Annotated in this window: 20 protein-coding genes and 4 tRNA genes; 21 read left to right on the top strand and 3 right to left on the bottom strand. The window is 53.5% G+C overall.

Features of this window, described 5'->3' with window-relative positions; all coding sequences use genetic code 11:
* Positions 1-631: 631 nt before the first annotated feature.
* Positions 632-2,041, bottom strand: a complete 1,410-nt coding sequence (gene glnA, locus G512_RS0105710; RefSeq protein ID WP_028480875.1) for a type I glutamate--ammonia ligase — start codon at positions 2,039-2,041, stop codon at positions 632-634.
* Between the two features lie 110 nt (positions 2,042-2,151).
* Complete coding sequence (locus G512_RS0105715) at positions 2,152-2,490, bottom strand: P-II family nitrogen regulator (RefSeq protein WP_028480876.1); 339 nt, start codon at positions 2,488-2,490, stop codon at positions 2,152-2,154.
* 351 nt (positions 2,491-2,841) lie between these two features.
* Here G512_RS0105715 and G512_RS0105720 point away from each other — a divergent pair, with 351 nt between their 5' ends.
* The 10 genes from G512_RS0105720 to G512_RS0105765 all read left to right on the top strand — a co-directional run bounded on the left by G512_RS0105720 (position 2,842) and on the right by G512_RS0105765 (position 13,294).
* The gene (locus G512_RS0105720) at positions 2,842-3,246 is read left to right on the top strand and encodes a VOC family protein (RefSeq protein ID WP_028480877.1); all 405 of its coding nucleotides are present in this window, start codon (positions 2,842-2,844) and stop codon (positions 3,244-3,246) included.
* Positions 3,239-4,765: an NAD(P)H-hydrate dehydratase gene (locus G512_RS0105725; protein ID WP_322782952.1), complete on the top strand. Its 1,527-nt coding sequence runs from the start codon at positions 3,239-3,241 to the stop codon at positions 4,763-4,765. The genes G512_RS0105720 and G512_RS0105725 overlap by 8 nt, the downstream gene beginning before the upstream one ends.
* Before the next feature lie 140 nt (positions 4,766-4,905).
* A tRNA-Leu gene (locus G512_RS0105730) sits at positions 4,906-4,988 on the top strand.
* A 244-nt stretch (positions 4,989-5,232) separates the two neighbouring features.
* Positions 5,233-6,579, top strand: a complete 1,347-nt coding sequence (gene tig, locus G512_RS0105735) for a trigger factor (protein WP_028480879.1) — start codon at positions 5,233-5,235, stop codon at positions 6,577-6,579.
* Positions 6,580-6,872: 293 nt separating this feature from the next.
* The gene (gene clpP / locus G512_RS0105740) at positions 6,873-7,508 is read left to right on the top strand and encodes an ATP-dependent Clp endopeptidase proteolytic subunit ClpP (protein ID WP_028480880.1); all 636 of its coding nucleotides are present in this window, start codon (positions 6,873-6,875) and stop codon (positions 7,506-7,508) included.
* Between the two features lie 268 nt (positions 7,509-7,776).
* On the top strand, positions 7,777-9,042 hold the full coding sequence (gene clpX / locus G512_RS0105745) for an ATP-dependent Clp protease ATP-binding subunit ClpX (protein WP_028480881.1): 1,266 nt from the start codon (positions 7,777-7,779) through the stop codon (positions 9,040-9,042).
* A gap of 356 nt (positions 9,043-9,398) precedes the next feature.
* The gene (lon, locus tag G512_RS0105750; protein WP_028480882.1) at positions 9,399-11,828 is read left to right on the top strand and encodes an endopeptidase La; all 2,430 of its coding nucleotides are present in this window, start codon (positions 9,399-9,401) and stop codon (positions 11,826-11,828) included.
* Positions 11,829-12,013: 185 nt separating this feature from the next.
* Positions 12,014-12,289: an HU family DNA-binding protein gene (locus tag G512_RS0105755; protein ID WP_028480883.1), complete on the top strand. Its 276-nt coding sequence runs from the start codon at positions 12,014-12,016 to the stop codon at positions 12,287-12,289.
* A gap of 228 nt (positions 12,290-12,517) precedes the next feature.
* A tRNA-Val gene (locus G512_RS0105760) sits at positions 12,518-12,593 on the top strand.
* A 206-nt stretch (positions 12,594-12,799) separates the two neighbouring features.
* Entirely contained in the window at positions 12,800-13,294 is a 495-nt protein-coding gene (locus G512_RS0105765) for a hypothetical protein (protein ID WP_028480884.1), read from the top strand.
* A gap of 79 nt (positions 13,295-13,373) precedes the next feature.
* On the opposite strand, the gene G512_RS0105770 is transcribed toward G512_RS0105765, so the two are convergent.
* Positions 13,374-14,393: a peptidoglycan-binding domain-containing protein gene (locus tag G512_RS0105770; RefSeq protein WP_162143363.1), complete on the bottom strand. Its 1,020-nt coding sequence runs from the start codon at positions 14,391-14,393 to the stop codon at positions 13,374-13,376.
* 365 nt (positions 14,394-14,758) lie between these two features.
* Between G512_RS0105770 and G512_RS0105775 the strand changes: the two genes are divergently transcribed.
* The 11 genes from G512_RS0105775 to G512_RS0105825 all read left to right on the top strand — a co-directional run bounded on the left by G512_RS0105775 (position 14,759) and on the right by G512_RS0105825 (position 23,830).
* Positions 14,759-14,835, top strand: a tRNA-Asp gene (locus G512_RS0105775).
* A gap of 42 nt (positions 14,836-14,877) precedes the next feature.
* A tRNA-Asp gene (locus G512_RS0105780) sits at positions 14,878-14,954 on the top strand.
* A 535-nt stretch (positions 14,955-15,489) separates the two neighbouring features.
* On the top strand, positions 15,490-15,855 hold the full coding sequence (locus G512_RS0105785; protein WP_028480886.1) for an NADH-quinone oxidoreductase subunit A: 366 nt from the start codon (positions 15,490-15,492) through the stop codon (positions 15,853-15,855).
* Positions 15,846-16,430 (top strand): NuoB/complex I 20 kDa subunit family protein, encoded by a 585-nt coding sequence (locus tag G512_RS0105790; protein WP_028480887.1) that lies wholly within the window; start codon positions 15,846-15,848, stop codon positions 16,428-16,430. The genes G512_RS0105785 and G512_RS0105790 overlap by 10 nt, the downstream gene beginning before the upstream one ends.
* A 58-nt stretch (positions 16,431-16,488) precedes the next feature.
* Entirely contained in the window at positions 16,489-17,091 is a 603-nt protein-coding gene (locus G512_RS0105795) for an NADH-quinone oxidoreductase subunit C (RefSeq protein ID WP_028480888.1), read from the top strand.
* 11 nt (positions 17,092-17,102) lie between these two features.
* Positions 17,103-18,293 carry an NADH-quinone oxidoreductase subunit D gene (locus tag G512_RS0105800; protein WP_028480889.1) on the top strand — a complete coding sequence of 397 codons (1,191 nt, stop codon included), beginning with the start codon at positions 17,103-17,105 and terminating at the stop codon, positions 18,291-18,293.
* Entirely contained in the window at positions 18,293-19,099 is an 807-nt protein-coding gene (gene nuoE, locus G512_RS0105805) for an NADH-quinone oxidoreductase subunit NuoE (protein WP_028480890.1), read from the top strand. The genes G512_RS0105800 and nuoE overlap by 1 nt, the downstream gene beginning before the upstream one ends.
* A 3-nt stretch (positions 19,100-19,102) precedes the next feature.
* On the top strand, positions 19,103-20,401 hold the full coding sequence (nuoF, locus tag G512_RS0105810; RefSeq protein WP_028480891.1) for an NADH-quinone oxidoreductase subunit NuoF: 1,299 nt from the start codon (positions 19,103-19,105) through the stop codon (positions 20,399-20,401).
* Positions 20,402-20,421: 20 nt separating this feature from the next.
* Positions 20,422-22,521: an NADH-quinone oxidoreductase subunit NuoG gene (gene nuoG, locus G512_RS0105815; RefSeq protein WP_028480892.1), complete on the top strand. Its 2,100-nt coding sequence runs from the start codon at positions 20,422-20,424 to the stop codon at positions 22,519-22,521.
* 11 nt (positions 22,522-22,532) lie between these two features.
* Entirely contained in the window at positions 22,533-23,582 is a 1,050-nt protein-coding gene (gene nuoH, locus G512_RS0105820; RefSeq protein WP_028480893.1) for an NADH-quinone oxidoreductase subunit NuoH, read from the top strand.
* Between the two features lie 2 nt (positions 23,583-23,584).
* The gene (locus G512_RS0105825) at positions 23,585-23,830 is read left to right on the top strand and encodes a hypothetical protein (RefSeq protein WP_036488680.1); all 246 of its coding nucleotides are present in this window, start codon (positions 23,585-23,587) and stop codon (positions 23,828-23,830) included.
* The last annotated feature ends 24 nt before the right edge of the window (positions 23,831-23,854 follow it).

Raw genomic sequence — 23,854 nt, forward strand, 5'->3', positions numbered from 1 at the left:
CAGCTCGCGAGCAGTCACTAGTGAATGGTTATAAAAAAACCCCGCTCCCTTCTCGAAGGGACTAGCGGGGTTTGTTTCGTATTCAGGTTACTGGAGCGCTTGTCAGGTTTGGAAAGCTCTCGAAAGGACGCTTCTTGTTTGCTGCTCTCAGGTGAACCATTTTTACTCGCGGCCAGAAATTCTGCCGCGCAAAATACATCACTTGTTTATCTCGTGCCACTTCGACAAATCGGGGTTTAATCGTGGTGAGCGTCGGAGTCAAAGTGGCCGCTAACGGTCTGGTGGACTCATTTTGTAACCTCCCGTCTACCCCTTTAATCTAATGGATTTGGGCGGATGTTCAAGCCACCGTAACAATTCGTGATCGCTTGCCTTCAATCGTGATGCACTCACTTGAATTGGGTGTGCAAACGAAAAAAGCGGCCCGTTAGAGCCGCTTGTAGTCGATGCGGGTCAGTCAGCCCGGTCAGAAGCTGAAAACCTGAAATAGTATGTGCCTGAATCGTATGACGGGTGCGTGACGCCCCGCCTTCAATCAGGGATCTGCAGGATCAGTACAGGTCATCTTGTTTTTTTAAGAAAAAGACCGAGTACTAGACCCGGCCTTTTTCCTAGACCTAACCCTGAAGGATTAGACTGAGTAATACATGTCGAATTCGACAGGATGCGGCGTCATTTCGTAGCGCAGCACTTCTTCCATTTTCAGTTCGATGTAGGCATCGATCTGATCGTCATCCATGACACCACCGGCCTTCAGGAAGTCGCGATCTGCATCAAGGCTCTCAAGAGCTTCACGCAGGGATGTTGCAACCGTCGGGATCTCGGAGAGTTCCTCTGGTGGCAGGTCGTAGAGGTTCTTGTCCATTGCATCGCCCGGATGGATCTTGTTCTTGATCCCGTCAAGACCAGCCATCAAAAGAGCGGTAAAGGCCAGATACGGGTTGGCGGTTGGGTCCGGGAAGCGGACTTCAACGCGCTTGGCCTTAGGTGAAGACGTGAACGGAATACGGCAAGATGCAGACCGGTTACGAGAAGAATAAGCCAGCAGGACCGGAGCTTCATAGCCTGGAACCAGACGCTTGTAAGAGTTTGTTGAAGCGTTGGTGAAGGCGTTCACGGCCTTGGCATGCTTCAGGACACCGCCGATAAAGTACAGAGCGTTTTCGGAGAGATCCGCATACTGATTGCCAGCGAAGCTTGGCTTGCCATCTTCCCAAATGGAGAAGTGAACGTGCATGCCGGTGCCATTGTCACCAAATACGGGCTTGGGCATGAAGGTTGCGGTCTTGCCATAAGCATGAGCGACCTGATGCACCACGTACTTGTAGATCTGCATGTGGTCCGCCATCGTGGTCAGCGTCTGGAACTTGGTGCCAAGTTCGTGCTGTGCCGCGGCAACTTCATGGTGGTGCTTTTCCACGACAACACCCATTTCAGTCATCACGGAAAGCATCTCAGAACGGATGTCCTGACAGCTGTCGACCGGAGGAACCGGGAAGTAACCACCCTTCATGCGCGGGCGGTGGCCATGGTTGCCGGTTTCGTACTCGCTATCCATGTTGGATGGCAGCTCGGCGCTGTCCAGCTTGAAGCCGGTGTTGTACGGGTCAGCAGAAAAGCGAACATCGTCAAAAATGAAAAACTCGGCTTCAGGGCCAACGAAAACAGTGTCACCGGCACCGGATGCCTTGACGTATGCTTCAGCGCGACGCGCTGTCATGCGTGGATCGCGGTTGTATCCTTCGCCCGAGATCGGGTCGAGAATGTCGCAGAAGATCGACATGGTGGATTGGGCGAAAAACGGGTCGACGTGAGCGGTCTCAGGATCTGGCATCAACATCATGTCGGATTCGTTGATGGCCTTCCAACCAGCAATGGAAGAACCGTCGAAGGCTACGCCTTCTGCGAACATGTCTTCGTCAACCATGCCAGCATCCATCGTGACATGCTGCATCTTGCCGCGTGGATCGCTGAAACGCAGATCAACGAATTTTACGTCTTTTTCCTGGATTTCCTTCAGGACATCGCTGGCCGTTTTCATAACGTCCTTACCCCTTATATCAGCTTTTGGATTAGTCTGTGTTGGATCGCTCTCGGTTTGTTCCGAACAGCTTGTGCCGCCGGCTCCTCCCAATGAGCGAGGTTGATAAATCAGACGGCCTGTTCGCCAGTTTCACCCGTCCGAATTCTGATTGCTTCCTCGATGTTGGAAACGAAAATCTTACCGTCGCCAATGCGACCGGTTTGAGCGGCATCGCGGATGGCATCCACGGCTTTTTCGACAAGGTCGTCTGTCAAGACGATCTCAACTTTGACTTTGGGCAGGAAATCCACCACGTATTCGGCTCCACGGTACAGTTCCGTGTGGCCTTTTTGGCGGCCGAAACCTTTGGCTTCAGTCACTGTAATGCCCTGGAGACCAACCTCCTGAAGCGCTTCCTTCACCTCGTCGAGTTTGAAGGGTTTGATAATCGCTTCTATCTTTTTCATGGCCGCACAATCTCTCCGCTCTTCAATGTTCGCCCGAGGTGTCGCTGTTTTTGATTTAGAGCTTTTTTACGATCAAACTTCAGGCAAAACCGGGTCCTGCTGTTAATGGTTTGGTTACTTGCATGAAGCGTGCCAAGTTGGGGTGCTCGCTTTAAACGCCCGATATTCGGGCAGTATCACTGTTTTAAACTAAGTTATTTTCCGGGTCGCCTTTAAAAACTGAGAATAAAATAGGCGCAATGATGTTTAATTGTGCAGTTTTACCGCTCATTTGTGTTGCGACGGGTTGCTTGGTGGCGTGTCGTTGGGACTGGTTGTATGATGAGGGGTCAGTACACCCAGGAGGTTTTCATGCGTGTGATTTCGCTCGATCATATTGTATTGACTGTGCAGGATCTGGACCGAGCCTGCGCTTTTTATCGCGATGTGCTGGGTCTTGAGGAGGTGGTTTTTGGTGCCGGACGCAAAGGGTTTCGCTTCGGCATGCAGAAAATCAATTTGCAGGTTGCTACCCACGCAGCAAATCCCAAGGCAAGTGTAGAGACACCCGGTTCAGCGGATTTGTGTGTTCTGATCGACAGCGTAGAAGAGGCGATTGATCATTTGACAGCGGCCTCGGTGAAAATTGAAGAGGGGCCGGTCTACCGCACGGGTGCAAGATCGCCTCTGCTCTCCATATATATACGCGACCCTGATGGAAATCTGATCGAGCTTGCGCAACCTCAAAACGTTGTGCTTGGGCAACATAGTGAGTGAGAAAGGTGTCGGACTGATGCATGAGCTCTTGGAACCGATAGAAATGGGAAAGGCGGACCGACTGACAATCGAGGCAGGGCGGTCCGGCATGGAGCTCATGGAAAAGGCTGGGCTGGCCGTGGCCAACGCAGCCAGTCGCATGACGACCTATGAACGACGTATCGTTGTGTTGGCAGGACCGGGTAACAACGGTGGAGATGCTTTTGTTGCAGCCCGGCATCTTGTCCGCCGTGGTCATGTGGTTGATCTGTTTTTACTCGGCGCACCTGAGACGTTGAAGGGGGATGCGCGAGAGGCCTATAACGGGCTTGGCTTTGTGGCTGTTCCCATGGAACAAGCGTTTGGGCCTTTGCAAGAGCTTGGGCCCTATGACTTGATCATAGATGGTTTGTTTGGTGCAGGTTTGGATCGGCCGCTTGAAGGAGCCGCGCTTGCGATTGCAGAGGCAATTAATGACAGTCAGGCTAAAGTGCTGGCGATTGATTTACCATCTGGCCTTGATGGGCGCACCGGTCAGGTGTTGGGAGCTGCAGTAAAGGCTGATGCAACGGTCACCTTTTTTCGCGCCAAGCCAGGCCATTATATTTATCCGGGGCGCGGATTGTGCGGCGCGCTTACAATTGCGCAGATAGGAATCCACGAAACGGTGTTTCCCGAAGTGGCCGTAGCGGCCTATCTGAATACACCGGAGTTGTGGCGGGCCAAGTTGCCTCGACCATCCGAAGATGGGCACAAATATGATCGCGGACATCTCGTTGTTTACAGCGGAAGCGTGTTCCAAACCGGTGCCGCCCGCCTTGCTGCAATGTCGGGGCAACGGGTTGGGGCCGGGCTGACAACAGTTGTGGCGCCACCTGATGCGGCGCGAATTCATGCTGCACATTTCAGCTCCATCATGGTTCGGTCAGTTGAAGGTCACAAGGCTTTGCAATCGCTGCTTTCCGACAGCCGGATAAACAGTTTTGTCATTGGACCCGCTGCGGGAACAGAAGCTCAAACCAGGAGTGCTGTAGAATTGGTCGCATCCCTCAATCGGCATCTGGTGCTGGATGCGGATGCCATTTCGGTGTTCGAAGGGGCGACCAAGGCGTTGGCGTCGGCACTTCAGGGTAGTTCAGGCTCGTGTGTAATGACACCGCATATGGGCGAGTTTTCGCGATTGTTTCCGGATCTGGCGCACGACAAAAAACTCTCCAAACTGGATCAGGCACGCACGGCATCGGCAATGATTGGTGCAACGGTCGTGCTCAAGGGGCCCGATACGGTGATTGCTGCGCCTGATGGGCGTGTCGCCCTGAACAGCAACGGGAGCCCCTGGCTGGCAACTGGCGGCTCCGGCGACGTTCTTGCGGGAATTGTTGGCGGCTTGTTGGCGCAAGGCGTTGCGGAGTTTGAAGCAGCTGCGATGGCTGTCTGGCTGCATGGAGCGGCGGCGCAAAGTGCGGGGGCGATGTTGGTTCCTGAAGATCTAATTGCCCACCTGCCAAGAGCGTATGCGCAAGCTTTTGAGGCACTTTAAAATCCCGAGTTTTCGGGCAAAACGGGTAGGTGGGAGGCGTTGGTAACAAAAAAATGGGATAAAGTGCCCGTTGCCCGAAAACAACATGAGCAAGGCGGTTGACTTCCTCTGACCGAGCAATTAGTCAGCACCACAACGTTGCGGCTGTGGCGAAATTGGTAGACGCACCAGATTTAGGTTCTGGCGGGAGACCGTGGGGGTTCGAGTCCCTCCAGCCGCACCAAACCCCCGGTAATACGGTGTGCAACTTGACGACAACCGTACCCTATCGGAAACTTGAAAAGTTGAGGGCGTTGTCAAAGTTCGGTTGAAAGTCGTCCGGTTTTTTGGGTGGTTTGTTGCTGAGGAAAAATGATCCTCGCAAAATTGTTTTCCCCTGAAATAGACTGGTTCTTTCACTGAGCCGAAGGCAAATCACAGCGGATTTGCTGAGTACACGTTCTAAATTAAGGACGAAGACAAGTACCATGCAGGTAACAGAAACCCTGGCTGAAGGCCTGAAGCGCGAACTGAAGATCGTTATTCCAGCATCTGATCTGGCAACTCGCCTCGATGAGTATCTTGAAGACCTCAAGGGCAAGGTGCGCATCAATGGCTTCCGTCCAGGCAAGGTTCCGACTTCGCATCTGAAAAAGGTTTACGGTCGTCAGGCCATGGCCGAGCTGCTGAGCAACATGATCAACGAGACCTCCAACAAGGCCGTTGAAGAGCGCAGTGAAAAGCCTGCCATGCAGCCGGAAATCGACCTGCCGGAAGAAGACGCTGAACGCGTTCTGGCCGGCGATGCAGATCTGACCTTCTCCATGAAGTATGACATTCTGCCCGAGTTCGAGCTGATCGACTTCTCCACCATCGAGTTGGAACGTCCGATTGTTGAAATCTCCGAGGAAGAAGTTGACGAGCAGGTCAAGCAGATCGCAGAGAGCAACCGCACCTTCGAGCCGCGCGAAGAAGGCGCCGCAGCTCAGGATGGCGATCGCATCACAATGTCTTACCTCGGCAAGATCGACGGTGAGCCTTTCGAAGGTGGTGCAGATGAAAACGGCCAGATCGTTTTGGGTTCCGGTCAGTTCATCCCTGGCTTTGAAGAGCAGCTGGTTGGCCTGAAGGTCGGCGACGAGAAGGTTGTAGAAGTGACCTTCCCGGAAGAGTATGGCGCTCAGCATCTTGCAGGCAAGGTCGCTACTTTTGATGTCGTGGTGAAGGAAATTGCAGCTCCGGGTGAGCTGGTCATCGACGACGAAATGGCCAAGAAGCTGGGTCTGGAATCTCTGGATAGCCTGAAGGAAATCATCCGTGGTCAGATCGAGAGCCAGTACGGCGCGGCAACCCGTCAGAAGGTGAAGCGCGCGCTTCTGGACAAGATGGACGAAGCCTACTCCTTCGATCTGCCAGAAAAGCTCGTTACCACCGAGTTTGATGGTGTGTGGCGTCAGGTTCAGGCCGATATGGAACAGAGCGGCAAGACCTTCGAGGACGAAGATACCACGGAAGACGAAGCCAAGGCCGAATACCAGCGCATTGCCGAACGCCGTGTTCGTCTGGGTCTGGTACTGTCTGAAGTTGGTGAGAAGAACAATATCCAGGTATCTGACGAAGAAGTTCAGCGCGCTCTGTATGATCGCGTTCGTCAGTTCCCTGGACAGGAGCAGCAGGTCTTCGAATTCTACCAGAAGAACCCACAGGCACTGGCCTCTCTGCGCGCACCGATCTACGAAGAAAAGGTTGTGGACTTCATCCTCGAGCTTGCCAAGGTCAACGACAAGGTTGTTTCCAAGGAAGAGCTGCTTAAGCAGGACGAAGACGAAGAATAATCTTCCACAAACAATGGAAGAAATTTGGCGGAGGCTCTGGCTCAGGGCCTCCGTTTTCTTTGCAATCAGCGAGGAAACGGGGGCATCTTGAAGCCGACTATTGAAATTTCCGCAGTGAATGCTACTTAGCGGATGCGCTGGGTGTGAGAGGGGCTTCAATCCCTTTAAGAACGAGGCGACATACCTTATGTTGGGATAGTCGCTTTTTCGACTCGCAGATTGACTTTAGACCCGTCAGTGATTTGAGACGGGGGAGTGGTTCCGGACCACTCTTGCAAAACAATGGATGACGCATGACCGATCCTGTAGAGTACTTTACGAACAGTCTGGTGCCGATGGTTGTGGAGCAAACGAACCGCGGCGAACGCGCGTTTGATATCTTCTCCCGACTTCTGAAAGAACGCATTATCTTCGTTACCGGCCCGGTTGAAGATACGATGGCGACGCTGATCTGTTCACAGCTGCTCTATCTGGAAGCGGAAAATCCGAACAAGGAAATTGCGCTGTATATCAATTCACCGGGTGGCATCGTCACGTCGGGTCTTGCGATCTACGATACCATGCAGTTCATCAAGCCCAAGATCAGTACGCTTTGCATTGGTCAGGCGGCCAGCATGGGGTCGTTGCTTCTGGCTGGTGGTGAAAAAGGCATGAGGTTCTCCTTGCCAAACAGCCGTGTGATGGTGCACCAGCCGTCCGGTGGTTTTCGTGGACAGGCGGCGGACATCATGCTGCATGCGCAAGAAATATTGAAGCTGAAGCGTCGTCTCAACGAGATCTACGTTCAGCATACTGGCCGTACGCTGGATGAGATTGAAGAGGCGCTGGAACGTGACAACTTCATGACCGCTACACAGGCCATGGAATTCGGTTTGATCGACAAGGTTATTGAGAACCGCGATAGTCTGAATGCTCAGAACGAGGACTGATTTCCGAGGATTTGACTGTGGCACGGTGTTTGCGTGAATTCTTCACATCAAAATCCTGTGTCCCAGAATGGGTCTTAATGGATTGTTGATTTTTGCAGTCAAACTATCGGTTAATTGATCGTCGCGTTAGGGTTTCTCAATGTTCTTACTAGATCGGTGCCGTCAAACGCGCTAAGTGAGTAGGAACGCCGTTCACCCATCTGGCCGGCGACTGAATAAAGTTCAAAGTGGGGACGCATGTCCTCAAAACGATGCGGGGTTATAACTCATGAGCAAAGCCAGCGGCAGCGACAGCAAGAATACGCTTTACTGCTCGTTTTGCGGAAAGAGCCAGCATGAAGTGCGCAAACTCATCGCCGGGCCAACCGTTTTCATTTGCGATGAATGCGTCGAACTATGCATGGACATCATCCGGGAAGAGAACAAGTCTTCTCTGGTGAAGACCCGCGACGGGATCCCAACACCGCAAGAGATCAGCGCGGTACTGGATGATTATGTGATCGGCCAGAGCGGCGCCAAGAAGGTTTTGTCGGTAGCGGTTCACAACCACTACAAACGCCTGAACCACGCGGCAAAGAACAATGATGTGGAATTGGCAAAGTCCAACATTCTGCTGGTGGGCCCGACAGGGTGCGGCAAGACGTTGTTGGCTCAGACACTCGCTCGTATTCTGGATGTACCATTTACGATGGCAGATGCGACCACACTGACCGAAGCCGGTTACGTGGGGGAGGACGTCGAGAATATTATTCTCAAGTTGCTTCAGGCCTCTGACTACAACGTGGAGCGGGCGCAGCGCGGCATTGTCTATATTGACGAGGTGGACAAGATCACCCGCAAATCGGACAATCCATCCATTACACGCGATGTATCCGGGGAAGGCGTACAGCAAGCCCTTCTGAAGATCATGGAGGGGACCGTCGCTTCTGTTCCACCTCAAGGGGGACGTAAGCATCCTCAGCAGGAATTCCTGCAGGTGGATACGACGAACATCCTGTTTATTTGCGGTGGCGCGTTTGCTGGGCTCGACAAGATCATCTCTGATCGTGGGCGAAAAACTTCCATTGGCTTCAGCGCTACCGTCATGTCGCCGGAAGATCGGAAGACAGGCGAACTGTTCTCCGAACTGGAACCGGAAGATCTGTTGAAGTTCGGCCTCATTCCGGAATTCGTGGGTCGTTTGCCTGTGATCGCGACGCTTGAAGACCTGGATGAAGATGCGTTGATCACGATCTTGTCCGAACCGAAGAACGCGCTTGTCAAACAGTATCAGCGTTTGTTCGAGATGGAGAACGTAGAGCTCAACTTCCACGAAGATGCTTTGCGTGCCATTGCGCGCAAGGCGATCGAACGCAAGACTGGGGCCCGTGGTTTGCGGTCCATTCTTGAGGCGATCTTGCTGGAAACAATGTATGAGCTTCCAGGTCTGAAGGGCGTGAAAGAAGTAGTGATTTCGCCTGAAGTCGTCGATGGGAAAGCGCGCCCCTTGTACATTTACGAGGACCGTGCCGAGACCTCTGCGACCAGCGCGTAAGGGCCACATCAGGCACACAGGATTTCAGAGCGGGCGGCCCCTTTTGGAGATGGACCGCCCGTTTCGATTCAGTAAATGAGTATATTTCGGCTGAGCCGAGGTGGTGAACTTGGCAGTGATCGCTGATCACAATGCTATCAACAGTTGGCTTGATTGCGTGATTGGTGAGTGCTTGACACAGCAGTGCGGGGTGGCCACCTAATAGTCATCACCGCAATCGCGGCGGACCTGGTCAGGCTCATTTGTGAGATGTCCAGTTCCGGCCTGGATAGTTTGCCGCTTTTGGAAACTTGCATTGCGTCCCTCGTGTGCGCCGCCGCGCAAGCTGCGACCCGCACCACATGAAAGGATCAAATATGGCTGACAATGAAACGCGCCTGACTGGAGAGACGGAAAAGACGGTTTTCCCCGTGCTCCCATTGCGCGACATCGTCGTTTTTCCGCATATGATCGTGCCGCTCTTTGTAGGGCGCGAAAAATCCATTCGTGCTCTCGAAGAGGTGATGAGCACTGATAAACAGATCTTGCTCGCAACACAGATCAACGCTGCTGATGATGACCCTGATGCAGAGCAGATTTACAAGGTTGGTACGCTGGCAACGGTGCTTCAACTTTTGAAACTGCCGGACAACACCGTCAAGGTGCTGGTTGAAGGTGGTGCGCGCGCAGAGATTTCGGAATTCACTCAGCGTGACGACTTGTTCGAAGCGCAAGCAACTGTGCTTGACGAGACCGATGACAGCGAAGTCGAGATTGAAGCGCTCGGTCGTTCCGTGCTTTCGGAGTTCGAAAACTACGTCAAGCTGAACAAGAAAGTATCGCCTGAGGTTCTCGGCGCTGTAAACCAGTTGGAAGACTATTCCAAGCTGGCGGACACCATTGCCTCGCACCTGGCGGTCAAGATTCAGGACAAGCAGGATATTCTTGGAACGGTTTCCGTCGCCGAGCGCCTCGAAAAGGTGCTGGGGCTGATGGAAAGCGAGATTTCCGTCCTGCAGGTTGAAAAGCGTATTCGATCACGCGTCAAGCGTCAGATGGAGAAAACGCAACGCGAGTACTATCTGAATGAGCAAATGAAGGCCATTCAGAAGGAGCTCGGCGAAGGCGAAGACGGACGTGATGAGCTGGCGGAACTTGAAGAGCGCATCAAAAAGACAAAGCTCTCCAAGGAAGCCCGCGAAAAGGTCAATGCTGAGTTGAAAAAGCTCAAGCAGATGAGCCCAATGTCCGCCGAAGCAACTGTTGTGCGCAACTATCTGGATTGGATGCTGTCTATTCCTTGGGGCAAAAAGTCCAAGGTCAAGCATGACCTGGGCTATGCCGAAGAGGTATTGGACAAGGATCATTACGGGCTGGAGAAGGTCAAGGAACGGATCATCGAATACCTTGCCGTCCAGAAACGGGCTAACAAGCTACGTGGTCCGATCCTGTGTCTGGTTGGTCCACCCGGCGTTGGTAAGACGTCTCTGGGGCAGTCCATTGCGCGTGCCACTGGGCGGGAGTTCGTGCGCATGTCTTTGGGCGGCGTTCGTGATGAGGCCGAGATTCGTGGTCACCGGCGGACCTACATCGGCTCCATGCCCGGTAAGGTCGTCCAGTCCATGAAAAAGGCCAAGAAGTCCAACCCGCTTTTCTTGCTCGATGAGATCGACAAGATGGGCATGGATTTCCGCGGTGATCCGTCCTCCGCGTTGTTGGAGGTTCTGGACCCCGAGCAGAATGGCAGCTTCATGGATCACTACTTGGAGGTCGAATATGATCTCTCTGACGTTATGTTCGTGACGACCGCCAATACGCTCAATATTCCCGGCCCGTTGATGGACCGTATGGAAGTGATACGTATTGCTGGCTACACAGAGGACGAAAAGGTCGAAATCTCTCGTCGCCACTTGTTGCCGAAGGCAATGCAGAACCATGGTCTGAAGGATGGCGAGTTCAGCATCTCTGATGAGTCTCTGCGCAAGGTGATCCGGCTATACACCCGCGAAGCGGGCGTTCGTAACTTGGAGCGCGAGATCGCAACTCTTGCCCGTAAGGCTGTAAAAGACATTCTTACCAGCGAAAAGACCGTGATTGAGGTGGATGAAGCGCTGGTGGAAGAATATCTTGGTGTGCCGCGTTACCGGTTCGGCCAGATGGAAGACGAGGATCAGGTGGGTGTGGTAACCGGCTTGGCCTGGACGGAAGTTGGCGGCGAGTTGTTGACGATTGAAGGTGTCATGATGCCTGGCAAGGGCAAGATGACGGTCACCGGCAACCTCAAGGACGTGATGAAGGAGTCTATTTCTGCTGCCGCATCTTATGTGCGGTCCCGTGCGGTGGACTTCGGCATTGAACCGCCGATGTTCGACAAACGCGAGCTGCACGTTCACGTACCGGAAGGTGCGACGCCGAAAGACGGTCCTTCTGCCGGTATTGCGATGGCAACAGCCGTGATTTCGGTGATGACAGGCATTGAAGTGCGGCGTGATGTTGCCATGACTGGCGAAATCACCTTGCGTGGTCGGGTCCTTCCGATTGGTGGCCTTAAAGAGAAACTGCTGGCAGCGTTGCGTGGTGGGATCAAGAAAGTTCTTATCCCACAGGATAACGCCAAGGATCTCGCGGATATTCCGGACAACGTGAAAAACGCGTTGGAGATCGTGCCGGTGTCTCGAATGGGTGAGGTGCTTAAGCATGCGTTGGTGCGCATGCCGGAGCCAATCGACTGGACGGAAGAAGACCAGAAAAAGGCCGCCGAGGCAGTTGTAGCCGAAGATGATACAACCGGTATCGTGGCTCATTAATGTGAGTTGAAACCGTTTTAAGATAGACCCCGGGCATTGCTCGGGGTTTTTTTCGTTGAAACCATCCCTAAAACCGCAGTTTTCTGCGGTTTCTCACTTGATTTGCTATCCAAATGCCGTGAATGTCCGGTCAAGGAGTGCTCTACGAATCTGGCATTCCAGGTGAATTTTGGAAAGGAACAGTCATGAATAAGAATGATCTGATCGGAGCCGTTGCTGAAAAAACTGGCCTGACAAAGGCGCAGGCAGGTGAAGCTGTAGAAGCTGCGTTCGACGCTATCACTGAAACGCTCAAGGGCGGCAACGAAGTTCGGATCATCGGCTTTGGCAATTTCTCCGTTTCTGAGCGCGCAGCAACGGAAGGCCGTAACCCACGCACCGGTGAAACAATCCAGATTCCAGCTTCCAAGACTCCAAAGTTCAAGGCAGGCAAAGGCCTGAAGGACGCCGTGAACGCGTAAAGCATTTGCCGGCAATCTTTCAAAAAACCCTGTCCAAGATCATGGGCAGGGTTTTTTTTTGTTCAGCCAACATCAAAAAGTACGTTTGTTTTCAATGTTGTGGACAGTCTTGGTTTGCTTGGGTTATGCACAGAAAGGGGCGCGTTGGGGCGAAGAATGCTCTTGCCAATCGTGCCGGGGTTGGGTACATACCGCTGCATCGACGACGCGCTGAAAGGCGCAGAGATCGGGCGATTAGCTCAGTTGGTAGAGCGCTTCGTTTACACCGAAGATGTCGGGAGTTCGAGTCTCTCATCGCCCACCATTTCCAAGTGACCGGAAGCTTAATCAGCTCTCCGGTTTTTTTGTTTGCTTATCCTTTTGGTGGGATGGGCAGCTTGTTTTCCCTAAGGTTATGTTTTGTGACGCGATGATCTCATGTGCTTCATGGGTCCGCATAAATGTTGGCCGTCAACCCAAAAGCGGCGTTGGCGGTACACAACAGGTCATGCCAGGGAGGAGGGCTTGTCCATGTCAGATCAAAACACGAAGCTACAAGATTCGAGAGACAGTGGGTTTCCATTAATCAACGGCGCTTTTTGGGGAACCGTGATCCTGTCAGGGGTCGCTGCTGTGACTGTTTGGGAAATCTGGGCGAGATTTGTGACGCCGCTTTGGGTTGGAGGGCCGTTGCAAGCAGAAGCGTTGGTCCAATCCGTATTTGGCTTCAATGATTTTTTCACAGCAGAAATGATCCATCTTCTGACAGGGATCGTTGTTTTCCCGCTTGTCTATCTTTTGGTTGCCCGGCCGTTTTTGAAGGTGATCTTGCCGCAACTGCCCTGGTGGGTGATCGGTCTGGGGTTTGGATTTGGCCTTTGGGTGTTTGCCCTGTATTTCATGGCACACCTTGTAGGGGGCTCTCCAGCCTTTCTGGACTTCATTCCGTTGGTTTGGGCATCGCTTGTGGGTCACGCGCTCTATGGCCTCGTAACGGCGTTTGTAGCCCGATTCAGAGGATATTGAGGATGCAGCGGGTGGTGTCGTGACCTTGTTCAAAGTGGAGCGAACGCCGAGAGGCTTTTATCTCCCGGCGCTTTGAATACTAAAACTTTAAATCGGGCGGTACATCATTAGCTGCTTTGAAAACACCTGTACCGGCTTCCAGAGCCTGGTTAATCGGGTCGTTATCATAGAGCAGTATTTGTGCTCGGGTGACTGTTTGATCACCAGTCAAGGCGATGCCTTGATAATCCGTACAGGCGACGGCAACCTTTTTAAGTACGTTGGGGTCAGATGGAGAGGTTGAAACGGGGGCAACAACTGCTGAAAGTGGTTTCTGCAACGTGCCGGTACAGGATGCATCTTCTGTACGGCTCAGGTCGTCTTGGCTCATTAATGTCGGATAGGTGTCGGTCATGCGGCTTTCAAGGGCGCTCCGCGCAACCTCGGTTTTGAAGGCCAAATCGCGGTATAGCAGGTAAATGGTGTTGTCCACCGTGGCGACGGTGAGTGAATCCATCATGTTTTCAAGGTCTTCTGTGCAGCGGTACAGCCCTTCGACCTGCTCGCAATCCGTGTAACCAATCTCGGTGAGCCTTTTACCAAGATCTGATGCCTTGTCGCCTATGATCAGCCCATGTATGGCAGGAGTTGGTGGTGTATATGCCGCGCGGTTCTGATCTTTAGAATGGCTTCCTGAATCGGATTTGCCAACCGGAATGGTTGTCGTGTTGGTTTCGGAATCCGGGGAGGTGAGGGCAACAAGACGGGCGACCTGTTCCTGCGTGAGTTTGCCATTTGGCGTATAGCCTTGTGCTTTTTGAAAAGCATAGATCGCCGCTCGCGTCTTGCGTCCCATGATGCCGTCTGCCGTACCAGCGTTGTGGCCGAGCGCATTAAGTCTGACTTGTATATCCCGCACCTGCTCCCGGTTCTGGCTTGCTCTGGGCACGTTGCGCGGCGGCGCGGGCTGACGGGTGGCCTTGTCATATATTGTTTTGCCAATCGCACCCACACCAACGCCGACCAGAAAATCTCCAGCACCCGCGTGGGCACTTGCAGCGGGTAAGGATGCTGCCAGAGCCAGAGTGGCGGCTTTGGCCAGCCTAATGGTTGTGTTCATGTCCACTTTCCCCTGTATCTTTTGCATGCTGGAAGCCTTGTCCAGACGCTGCTCCTTGCAACTACCTAGAGTATATTACGCAGGAGCCGCATTGTCCGCGCCCATTCGCGGGAATCTGTGTTTGGGTGGCGAGGTTATGCGTCGTCGTTTTGCCGGTGTCGTGCCATGCCATTGACGATAAACGCATTCTGGGGATGTTATTCGGTTTGTTTTTCCACATGAAGAGAGTGCGGTGAGCGCGATTTGCACAGAGAAATCGCGATTATGAGAAAAATCTGAGAAACCTGTTTTGAGGGCGCTTGACTTGCGAGCGTGCACGCCGTACATCAGCGCCACCTCAGGACGACACAACGTCTTCGAACGAAGCGGGTGTAGCTCAGTTGGTTAGAGTGCCGGCCTGTCACGCCGGAGGTCGCGGGTTCGAGCCCCGTCACTCGCGCCATTCCTTTAAGGGTGTTGTGAGCTTGTGGTAAATAGTCTGAGAGCGGGTGTAGCTCAGTTGGTTAGAGTGCCGGCCTGTCACGCCGGAGGTCGCGGGTTCGAGCCCCGTCACTCGCGCCACTCATTTCAACAAAAAAGCGCGGCTTGCAGGAATGCAGCCGCGCTTTTTGCGTTTTCGGGCATTTTGGACAGAAGCGGCCCGTGAAACCTGCATTGATATAAAGAGTTTATTGTCCTGCCCCGGTTACTCTAGGTAAATACTGTTTCGCCCTCCTCAAAAAGGACTCACTGCCAGAGGTGTAGATCCTTCGTTTTTGCGCGTTTCAACTGCTAGGGGAAAACTTTATGAGGCAAGTAAACTATAATATGAGTTCAATATTCAAGATTATGTATCCAGCGGATTTCAGCGGTTTTTTGTGGGTGGGTGGTCCCTGAAAAGTACTGCGATATATTCTATATATGGGTGTATACGGATTTACTGTCCTGTAGGGTCTTGCGCTCTTGGAGGGGCTAAGTTAATCGTGCGTCCAATGCATGGCGGTGCTGTCAGCACGCGAGGTGCTCGCAACCTTCTGAGATGTGTTGACTTTTATTGATCTTGCATAATGTAGCTACCAGGCCCCTGTGGGCCAACTGCGCAGGGATGCAAACAGAGATGGAAGAGCTTTTAAGGGATTATATCCCAATCGTCGTCTTTATCGGTGTGGCTCTGGTCATTGGTTTGGCGCTGTTGATCGCGCCGTTCGTCTTGGCTTACAAGAGTCCCGATTCAGAAAAACTGTCAGCTTACGAATGCGGGTTTAATGCGTTTGATGATGCACGCATGAAGTTCGACATCCGCTTCTACCTTGTCTCCATCTTGTTCATCATTTTTGATCTCGAGGTGGCCTTTCTTTTCCCGTGGGCTGTGTCCTTTGGTGATCTGGGATGGTTTGGTTTCTCCTCGATGATGATATTCCTCGCAGTGTTGACCGTAGGCTTTGTTTATGAATGGAAGAAGGGGGCACTGGAATGGGATTGAGTCCTGAAGGAGCCCGCCCAATGGTTGCGCAGCAACCTAAGGGCATTCTGGATCCGAATACCGGCAAGCCTGTGGGCGCCGATGATCCTTTTGTAAAAGGCATCAATACCGAATTGTCGGACAAGGGCTTCCTTGTCACTTCCTCCGAGAGCCTTATCCAGTGGGCGCGCACCGGGTCCTTGATGTGGATGACCTTTGGTCTTGCGTGCTGCGCCGTAGAGATGATGCAAATGTCGATGCCGCGTTACGATGGCGAACGGTTCGGATTTGCACCTCGTGGTTCTCCGCGTCAGTCAGATGTGATGATCGTTGCAGGGACATTGACCAACAAGATGGCGCCTGCTTTGCGCAAGGTGTATGACCAAATGCCTGAGCCGCGCTATGTGATCTCCATGGGCTCCTGCGCTAATGGTGGTGGATACTACCACTACTCTTATTCGGTTGTGCGCGGGTGTGACCGTGTCGTCCCTGTAGACATCTATGTGCCTGGATGCCCTCCAACAGCTGAAGCGCTGCTCTATGGCGTTCTGCTGCTTCAGAAAAAGATCCGACGTACAGGTACGATCGAACGTTAATTTTCAGGCGCAGCCAGCGCCTTTATTCCTCATTGGTCCGAAGGACAGGAAAAGGTTCATGGACGAGACGCTCACGGAACTGGGTGACTATATTGAAGCGAAGCTTCTGGATGACCTAAGTGGTTGGTCTGTCGCCTTTGGAGAATTGACGCTGCATGTTCCCGCAGCGCGGATTGTGAAAGTACTTCGTTTCCTGCGTGACGATGCTCGATGCGGATTTGCCGCCTTGGTCGATATTTGCGGCGTTGACTGGCCAGGTAGAGAGAAGCGTTTCGATGTGGTGTATCACCTCTTGTCGCCGCGTCAGAACCAAAGGGTCCGCGTAAAGATTGCAGCCGGTGAGGGGGAGCAGGTGCCGTCCGTCGTTTCGGTGTTCTCTGGCGCTGACTGGTTCGAGCGTGAAGCCTATGACATGTACGGCATCCTGTTCTCGGGTCATCCGGACCTGCGCCGATTGTTGACTGACTATGGCTTCGATGGACATCCGCTGCGTAAGGACTTCCCGCTCACCGGATACGTGGAAGTGCGTTACGACGATGAACGAAAGCGCGTGGTGTATGAGCCGGTGCAACTGAACCAGGAATTCCGCAATTTTGACTTTCTCTCGCCGTGGGAAGGCACTGACTACGTGCTTCCGGGCGACGAAAAAGCATCGAACTGAGGCGTGTACTGATGGCTGAGGCTCAGGTTCGCAATTTTAATATCAACTTCGGTCCGCAGCACCCTGCGGCTCACGGTGTGCTGCGCTTGGTGCTTGAGCTCGATGGTGAGGTGGTTACCCGTGTCGATCCGCATATCGGGTTGCTGCATCGGGGAACCGAGAAGTTGATCGAGCACAAGACCTACTTGCAGGCGGTACCCTATTTTGATCGTCTGGATTATGTGGCCCCGATGAATCAGGAGCATGCGTTCGCCCTTGCAGTTGAACGGTTGCTGGATATCGAGGTGCCGCGACGCGGTCAACTCATCCGGGTTCTGTATTCTGAAATCGGGCGATTGCTCTCCCATTTGCTGAATGTCACCACACAAGCCATGGACGTTGGCGCGTTGACACCGCCGTTGTGGGGCTTTGAGCCGCGTGAAGAGCTGATGGCGTTTTATGAGCGAGCTTGCGGTGCGCGGATGCATGCCGCCTATGTTCGGCCCGGCGGCGTACATCAGGACCTGCCTCAGGATCTTATCGATGATATTGGAGCTTGGTGTGATCCATTTCTCAAGACCTTGGATGACATTGAAGGCTTGTTGACGGATAACCGCATCTTCAAACAGCGAAACGTGGATATCGGTGTCGTTTCCTTGGAGGATTGTTGGGCTCTTGGCTTTTCCGGTGTCATGGTGCGTGGCTCGGGGGCCAAGTGGGACCTGCGTAAAGCGCAGCCCTACGAGTGCTACGAGGAAATGGAATTCGATATTGCGGTCGGCAAGAATGGCGACTGCTATGATCGTTACTTGATCCGCATGTTTGAGATGCGCCAATCCGTGCGCATCATGAAACAGTGTATTGAAAAACTGAACATGGACTCCGGTCGAGGCCCTGTTTCGTCTACTGACGGCAAAATTGTGCCGCCGAAACGTGGCGAGATGAAGCGCTCAATGGAAGCGTTGATCCACCACTTCAAACTTTATACCGAAGGCTACCACGTGCCGGAAGGCGAGGTTTACGCCGCTGTTGAAGCGCCCAAGGGCGAGTTCGGCGTTTATCTCGTATCCGACGGAACAAACAAGCCGTATCGCTGCAAGATCAAGGCTCCGGGCTTTGCGCATTTGCAGGCGATGGACTTCCTTTGTCGCGGCCATATGCTGGCCGACGTAGCAGCCGTGCTCGGGTCCATCGACATCGTATTCGGGGAGATTGACCGATAATGTCAGTGCGTCGTCTTCATCATGAACAGCCGGAAAGCTTTGAGTTCACACCGGAAAACCTGGAGTGGGCGAAAAAAGTCATCGAGCGCTACCCGGAGGGACGGCAGGCGTCTGCTGTGATTCCAATCTTGTGGCGTGCTCAGGAGCAGAATGAAGGTTGGTTGACAGAGCCGGCGATCCGCGTGGTTGCCGATCTTCTGGACATGCCAAAAATCCGCGTTCTGGAAGTGGCTACTTTCTACACCATGTTCCAGCTTCAGCCGGTTGGCAAGAAAGCGCATATTCAGGTATGTGGCACCACGCCGTGCCAGTTGCGCGGCGCCGAAGGGCTGATCCGCGTCTGCAAGAGTAAAATTGCTGAAAAGGCCCATGAGTTGTCGGAGGATGGAAACTTCTCTTGGGAAGAAGTTGAGTGCCTCGGTGCGTGCTCCAATGCGCCAATGGTACAGATTTTCAAGGATACTTATGAGGATCTAACCGAGGAAACCTTGAGCAAGCTGATCGATGACATCGCTGCCGGACGGGAAGTAACGCCCGGTCCGCAAACGGATCGTCGGTTTGCTGCACCCGAGGGTGGACCGACGACGTTGACCGAGATCGATGATGATACGGTCGGTGGTGATCCGGCGCCGCAAATTGTTGATGGATCAGATAAGGCCTCTCGCGAGTTTGCCGGAGAGCACATCAATAAAGGTGGCAAGGGCTATACCGGTGTGCCGCATCCGGCGCAGGAAGGTGTCGACGCGTTCAATGAAGCCTTCGCGAAAGAGCAGAAGGCCAAACTTGCTGAACAAGGTGAGGGCTAAGGGATGCTGCAGGATCAGGATCGTATCTTCACCAATATCTACGGACTTCATGATTGGGGTCTGGAAGGTGCCAGAAAGCGCGGCTGTTGGTCCGGAACACAGGACATCATCGGCAAAGGCCGCGACTGGATTGTTGAGGAAATGAAGGCTTCCGGCCTGCGGGGGCGCGGGGGCGCGGGGTTCCCGACGGGCCTCAAATGGTCTTTCATGCCTAAAAAGAGCGACGGAAGGCCCGCCTACCTCGTCGTGAACGCGGATGAATCTGAGCCCGGCACCTGTAAGGACCGCGAGATCATGCGCCATGATCCTCACCATCTGGTTGAGGGGTGCTTGCTGGCAGGCTTCGCAATGGGCGCGATCGCAGCTTACATTTATGTGCGCGGCGAGTTCATTCGGGAGCGCGAGCGCCTTCAGGCTGCAATTGATCAAGCCTATGACGCTGGTTTGATCGGCAAGAACAATGTCCATGGATATGATTTCGACATCTATGTCCACCACGGTGCCGGTGCTTACATTTGCGGTGAAGAAACGGCGCTCCTGGAAAGCCTTGAAGGCAAGAAGGGGCAGCCGCGGTTGAAGCCACCTTTCCCGGCGAACATGGGTGTTTATGGCTGCCCAACGACGGTAAACAACGTTGAGTCGATTGCCGTTGCGCCGAGCATCTTGCGGCGCGGTGCTGCCTGGTTCTCCGGTATGGGGCGCGAGAACAACGCGGGCACAAAGCTTTTCTGCATTTCCGGTCACGTGGAACGCCCATGTACCGTTGAAGAAGAAATGGGCATTCCGTTCAAAGAGCTAATAGAACGCCACTGTGGAGGGATCCGTGGTGGTTGGGACAACCTTCTGGCTGTTATCCCCGGCGGATCTTCCGTGCCCTGTGTGAAGGGTGAGGACATGAAGGATGCCATCATGGATTTCGATGGCTTGAAGGAAGTGGGCTCTTCACTGGGTACAGCGGCTGTGATTGTCATGGATAAGTCCACGGACATCATAAAGGCGATCTCGCGCATTTCCTACTTCTACAAGCATGAGAGCTGCGGGCAGTGCACTCCGTGCCGGGAAGGTACCGGCTGGATGTGGCGCGTCATGGAGCGGATGGTCAAAGGCGAAAGCTCCTATGAAGAGATCGACATGCTCTTCAAGGTCACCAAGCAGGTGGAAGGCCATACCATTTGTGCTTTGGGTGATGCCGCTGCATGGCCCATTCAGGGGCTGATCAAGAATTTCCGCCCGGTTATTGAAGACCGGATCGACCAGTATGTTGCGCGCAAGCGCAGCGTTCCGGCGCAAGCGGCTGAGTGATAGGGGACGGAGAGCGATTGATGCGTAAGATCGTCGTCGACGGCAGAGAGATTGAAGTGCCGGGCGAATATACCCTGCTTCAGGCCTGTGAAGAGGCTGGCGCAGAAATTCCCCGGTTCTGTTACCATGACCGTCTATCCATTGCCGGCAACTGCCGCATGTGTCTGGTGGAAGTGAAGGGCGGACCGCCCAAGCCCACAGCCTCTTGTGCAATGAACGTCAAGGATATGCGTCCGGGTCCGAATGGTGAGCCACCTGAGGTATTTACGAAAAGCCCAATGGTGAAAAAGGCGCGGGAAGGGGTGATGGAGTTCTTGCTCATCAACCACCCACTCGATTGTCCGATTTGCGACCAGGGCGGCGAATGCGATCTACAAGATCAGGCGATGGCGTATGGTGTGGATTCATCGCGTTTTGAAGAAAACAAGCGCGCGGTTGAAGACAAATATATCGGCCCTTTGGTGAAGACAGTGATGACACGCTGCATTCACTGTACGCGCTGTGTGCGATTTACGACTGAAGTTGCAGGTGTATCGGAACTGGGTTTGACGGGCCGTGGTGAAGACGCGGAGATTACGACCTATCTGGAAAGTGCCATGTCTTCCGAGCTACAGGGCAACGTCGTAGATCTGTGTCCGGTTGGAGCGCTCACATCACGCCCGTATGCGTTCAACGCGCGGCCATGGGAACTGACCAAGACCGAGGGCATTGATGTCATGGATGCAGTCGGATCTGCCATTCGGGTGGATACCCGCGGTCGTGAGGTCATGCGGATCATGCCTCGTACCAATGAGGCGGTGAACGAAGAGTGGATTTCGGACAAGACCCGTTTTATTTGGGACGGATTGCGGACGCAGCGGCTTGATCGCCCTTATGTCAAGCGCGATGGAAAGTTGACGGCAGCCGCGTGGCAAGAGGCGTTCCAGACGGTGGCCGATAAGGTGAAGGCCGCTGGTGGCGAACGCGTCGGTGCCATTGCAGGTGATCTGGCCTCGGTCGAGGACATGTTTGCACTCAAGGCTTTGATGACATCCATCGGATCCAATCATTTGGATTGCCGTCAAGATGGTGCACAGTTGGATCCGGCTCTGGGTCGTTCAACCTACATCTTTAACAGTACCATTGAAGGCATTGAAGACGCTGATGCAATCTTGATGATTGGAGCCAATCCACGCCACGAAGCGTCAGTTCTCAATACGCGAATTCTGAAGCGTTTCCGCGCTGCCGGGATCCCGATCGGCTTTATTGGCGAGCAGATTGATCAGACCTACCCGGTCACGTACCTTGGCGCTGGCACTGATACGCTGGCGGAAATGGCATCTGGCAAGGGGGCATTCTTCGAAACACTGAAGAATGCTGACAAGCCGATGATCATTGTTGGTGAAGGAGCCGTTGCTCGCGAAGATGGTCAGGCGGTCTTGTCTGCAGCCGCTCGTGTTGCGACTTCCGTTGGCGCGGTTGGCGACGAATGGAACGGCTTCAACCTTCTGGCTAACGCGGCAAGCCGCGTAGGTGGGCTGGATATCGGTTTCACGCCACAAAATGGTGGTCTTTCTGCTGGTGGCATTCAAGAGGCGGCGGGCAAAGGCGATCTCGACGTTGTCTTTTTGCTTGGGGCAGATGAAATGGACATGGACGCATTTGGAAATGCGTTTGTCGTGTACATCGGCACCCATGGAGACCGCGGTGCGCATCGGGCTGATGTCATTTTGCCAGGCGCGGCCTATACAGAAAAGCCGGGCACTTATGTCAATCTGGAAGGTCGGGTGCAATTGGCCCCGCGGGCGGCATTCCCTCCGGGGGATGCGCGCGAGGACTGGGCGATTTTCCGAGCTTTGTCGGGTCATACAGGAGAGGCCCTTCCATTTGATAGCTTCAACGAGTTGCGTGCGGCGTTATATGAAGCTTATCCGCACCTTTTGGGTGTGGAGCAGATTGAACGAGGTGCAGCAGCTGAAGAAATTTCAAGGTTGGCCGCTGTTGGTGGTGATCTTCAGGGTTCAGCCTTTGTTTCTTCTGTGAGCGATTTTTATTTGACGAACCCAATTGCGCGGGCTTCGGCGGTGATGGCAGAGTGTTCTCAACTCGCCAGATCACGTGCACTTGAGGCTGCAGAGTAGGGGCGGGGGATATGGCAGAACTTTGGACTGACTACGGTTTGCCGCTCATCATCATGCTTGCGCAAAGTGTGCTGTTGATGGTGGTTTTGCTGCTGATCGTTGCATATGTTCTTTATGCGGACCGAAAGGTCTGGGCGGCGGTACAGATACGCCGTGGTCCGAACGTGGTGGGCCCTTGGGGGCTTTTTCAAAGCTTTGCGGACCTTTTGAAATTCGCTCTCAAAGAACCGGTAATACCTTCGGGGTCTGACAAGTTCCTGTTCTTGTTTGCGCCGCTGATAACAGTGATGCTGTCGCTGGCCGCTTGGGCTGTGATCCCTGTCGCAGATGGCTGGGTGATTGCTGACATCAATGTGGGCATTCTCTATGTTTTTGCGATTTCGTCGCTTGGCGTCTATGGCGTTATTGTCGGCGGGTGGGCGTCGAACTCCAAATACCCGTTCTTGTCTGCGTTGCGGTCGGCGGCGCAAATGGTTTCCTATGAGGTTTCCATTGGTTTTGTGATCGTTACCGTTCTGCTGTGTGTCGGATCCCTCAATCTTACCGAGATTGTAGAGTCGCAACAGACGGGTCTAGCGACCATGCTGGGCGTGCCTTGGTTGTCCATTCTAAACTGGTATTGGCTGCCGCTGTTCCCAATGTTTGTGGTGTTCTTCATCTCGGCATTGGCAGAAACCAATCGTCCGCCCTTTGATTTGGCAGAAGCTGAATCTGAGCTGGTTGCCGGTTTCATGGTGGAGTACGGGTCCACGCCATACATGATGTTCATGTTGGGTGAATATGTTTCGATTTGCCTGATGTGTTCTTTGATGACCATTCTGTTCATGGGCGGTTGGCTTCCCCCGCTGGACATTGCGCCATTTACCTGGGTTCCTGGCATCGTCTGGTTCCTGCTGAAAGGCCTGCTGGTATTCTTCATGTTCGCAATGGTGAAGGCGATGGTTCCACGGTATCGCTATGATCAGCTGATGCGTTTGGGTTGGAAAGTGTTCCTGCCGCTGTCACTGTTCATGGTATTCGCCGTTGCAACCGTGCTGATGGCCATGGGATGGGCGCCATAAGAATGTTGGAAAGCCTGACGCTGGCCGGCGCCATTGGCGCGGCGGTTGGGATGTACCTTGGTTGGTTGGACTGTAAAATACTTTGGGGTGTTTTGCAGGCTGCCATAACCAAGCGTAAACAGTCCGGGGCAGAAAGTGCGGTCACGTTGGAAAGAGCGGAACCACTGCTTCGGAAACTGATTTTTGTCATTACGATGATCGGGTTTCCCATCATCGGATTTTTCGCCGGTCAAAAAATTGCCGGTTGAGAACTGTCGTCAAGGAGAGGCTTT

The organism is Pseudovibrio exalbescens DSM 16456, assembly GCF_000422785.1.
In the GTDB taxonomy this organism is placed as follows: Bacteria; Pseudomonadota; Alphaproteobacteria; order Rhizobiales; family Stappiaceae; genus Pseudovibrio; species Pseudovibrio exalbescens.

Bases quoted from the DNA above. Each gene is read 5' to 3' on its own strand.
- nuoE (WP_028480890.1), top strand. From the start codon at position 18,293: ATGTCAGTGCGTCGTCTTCATCATGAACAGCCGGAAAGCTTTGAGTTC.
- G512_RS0105770 (WP_162143363.1), bottom strand. From the start codon at position 14,393: ATGAACACAACCATTAGGCTGGCCAAAGCCGCCACTCTGGCTCTGGCA.
- nuoF (WP_028480891.1), top strand. From the start codon at position 19,103: ATGCTGCAGGATCAGGATCGTATCTTCACCAATATCTACGGACTTCAT.
- lon (WP_028480882.1), top strand. From the start codon at position 9,399: ATGGCTGACAATGAAACGCGCCTGACTGGAGAGACGGAAAAGACGGTT.
- nuoH (WP_028480893.1), top strand. From the start codon at position 22,533: ATGGCAGAACTTTGGACTGACTACGGTTTGCCGCTCATCATCATGCTT.
- clpX (WP_028480881.1), top strand. From the start codon at position 7,777: ATGAGCAAAGCCAGCGGCAGCGACAGCAAGAATACGCTTTACTGCTCG.
- G512_RS0105785 (WP_028480886.1), top strand. From the start codon at position 15,490: ATGGAAGAGCTTTTAAGGGATTATATCCCAATCGTCGTCTTTATCGGT.
- glnA (WP_028480875.1), bottom strand. From the start codon at position 2,041: ATGAAAACGGCCAGCGATGTCCTGAAGGAAATCCAGGAAAAAGACGTA.
- G512_RS0105825 (WP_036488680.1), top strand. From the start codon at position 23,585: ATGTTGGAAAGCCTGACGCTGGCCGGCGCCATTGGCGCGGCGGTTGGG.
- G512_RS0105715 (WP_028480876.1), bottom strand. From the start codon at position 2,490: ATGAAAAAGATAGAAGCGATTATCAAACCCTTCAAACTCGACGAGGTG.
- G512_RS0105790 (WP_028480887.1), top strand. From the start codon at position 15,846: ATGGGATTGAGTCCTGAAGGAGCCCGCCCAATGGTTGCGCAGCAACCT.
- G512_RS0105795 (WP_028480888.1), top strand. From the start codon at position 16,489: ATGGACGAGACGCTCACGGAACTGGGTGACTATATTGAAGCGAAGCTT.
- G512_RS0105765 (WP_028480884.1), top strand. From the start codon at position 12,800: ATGTCAGATCAAAACACGAAGCTACAAGATTCGAGAGACAGTGGGTTT.
- G512_RS0105800 (WP_028480889.1), top strand. From the start codon at position 17,103: ATGGCTGAGGCTCAGGTTCGCAATTTTAATATCAACTTCGGTCCGCAG.
- G512_RS0105755 (WP_028480883.1), top strand. From the start codon at position 12,014: ATGAATAAGAATGATCTGATCGGAGCCGTTGCTGAAAAAACTGGCCTG.
- nuoG (WP_028480892.1), top strand. From the start codon at position 20,422: ATGCGTAAGATCGTCGTCGACGGCAGAGAGATTGAAGTGCCGGGCGAA.
- tig (WP_028480879.1), top strand. From the start codon at position 5,233: ATGCAGGTAACAGAAACCCTGGCTGAAGGCCTGAAGCGCGAACTGAAG.
- G512_RS0105720 (WP_028480877.1), top strand. From the start codon at position 2,842: ATGCGTGTGATTTCGCTCGATCATATTGTATTGACTGTGCAGGATCTG.
- clpP (WP_028480880.1), top strand. From the start codon at position 6,873: ATGACCGATCCTGTAGAGTACTTTACGAACAGTCTGGTGCCGATGGTT.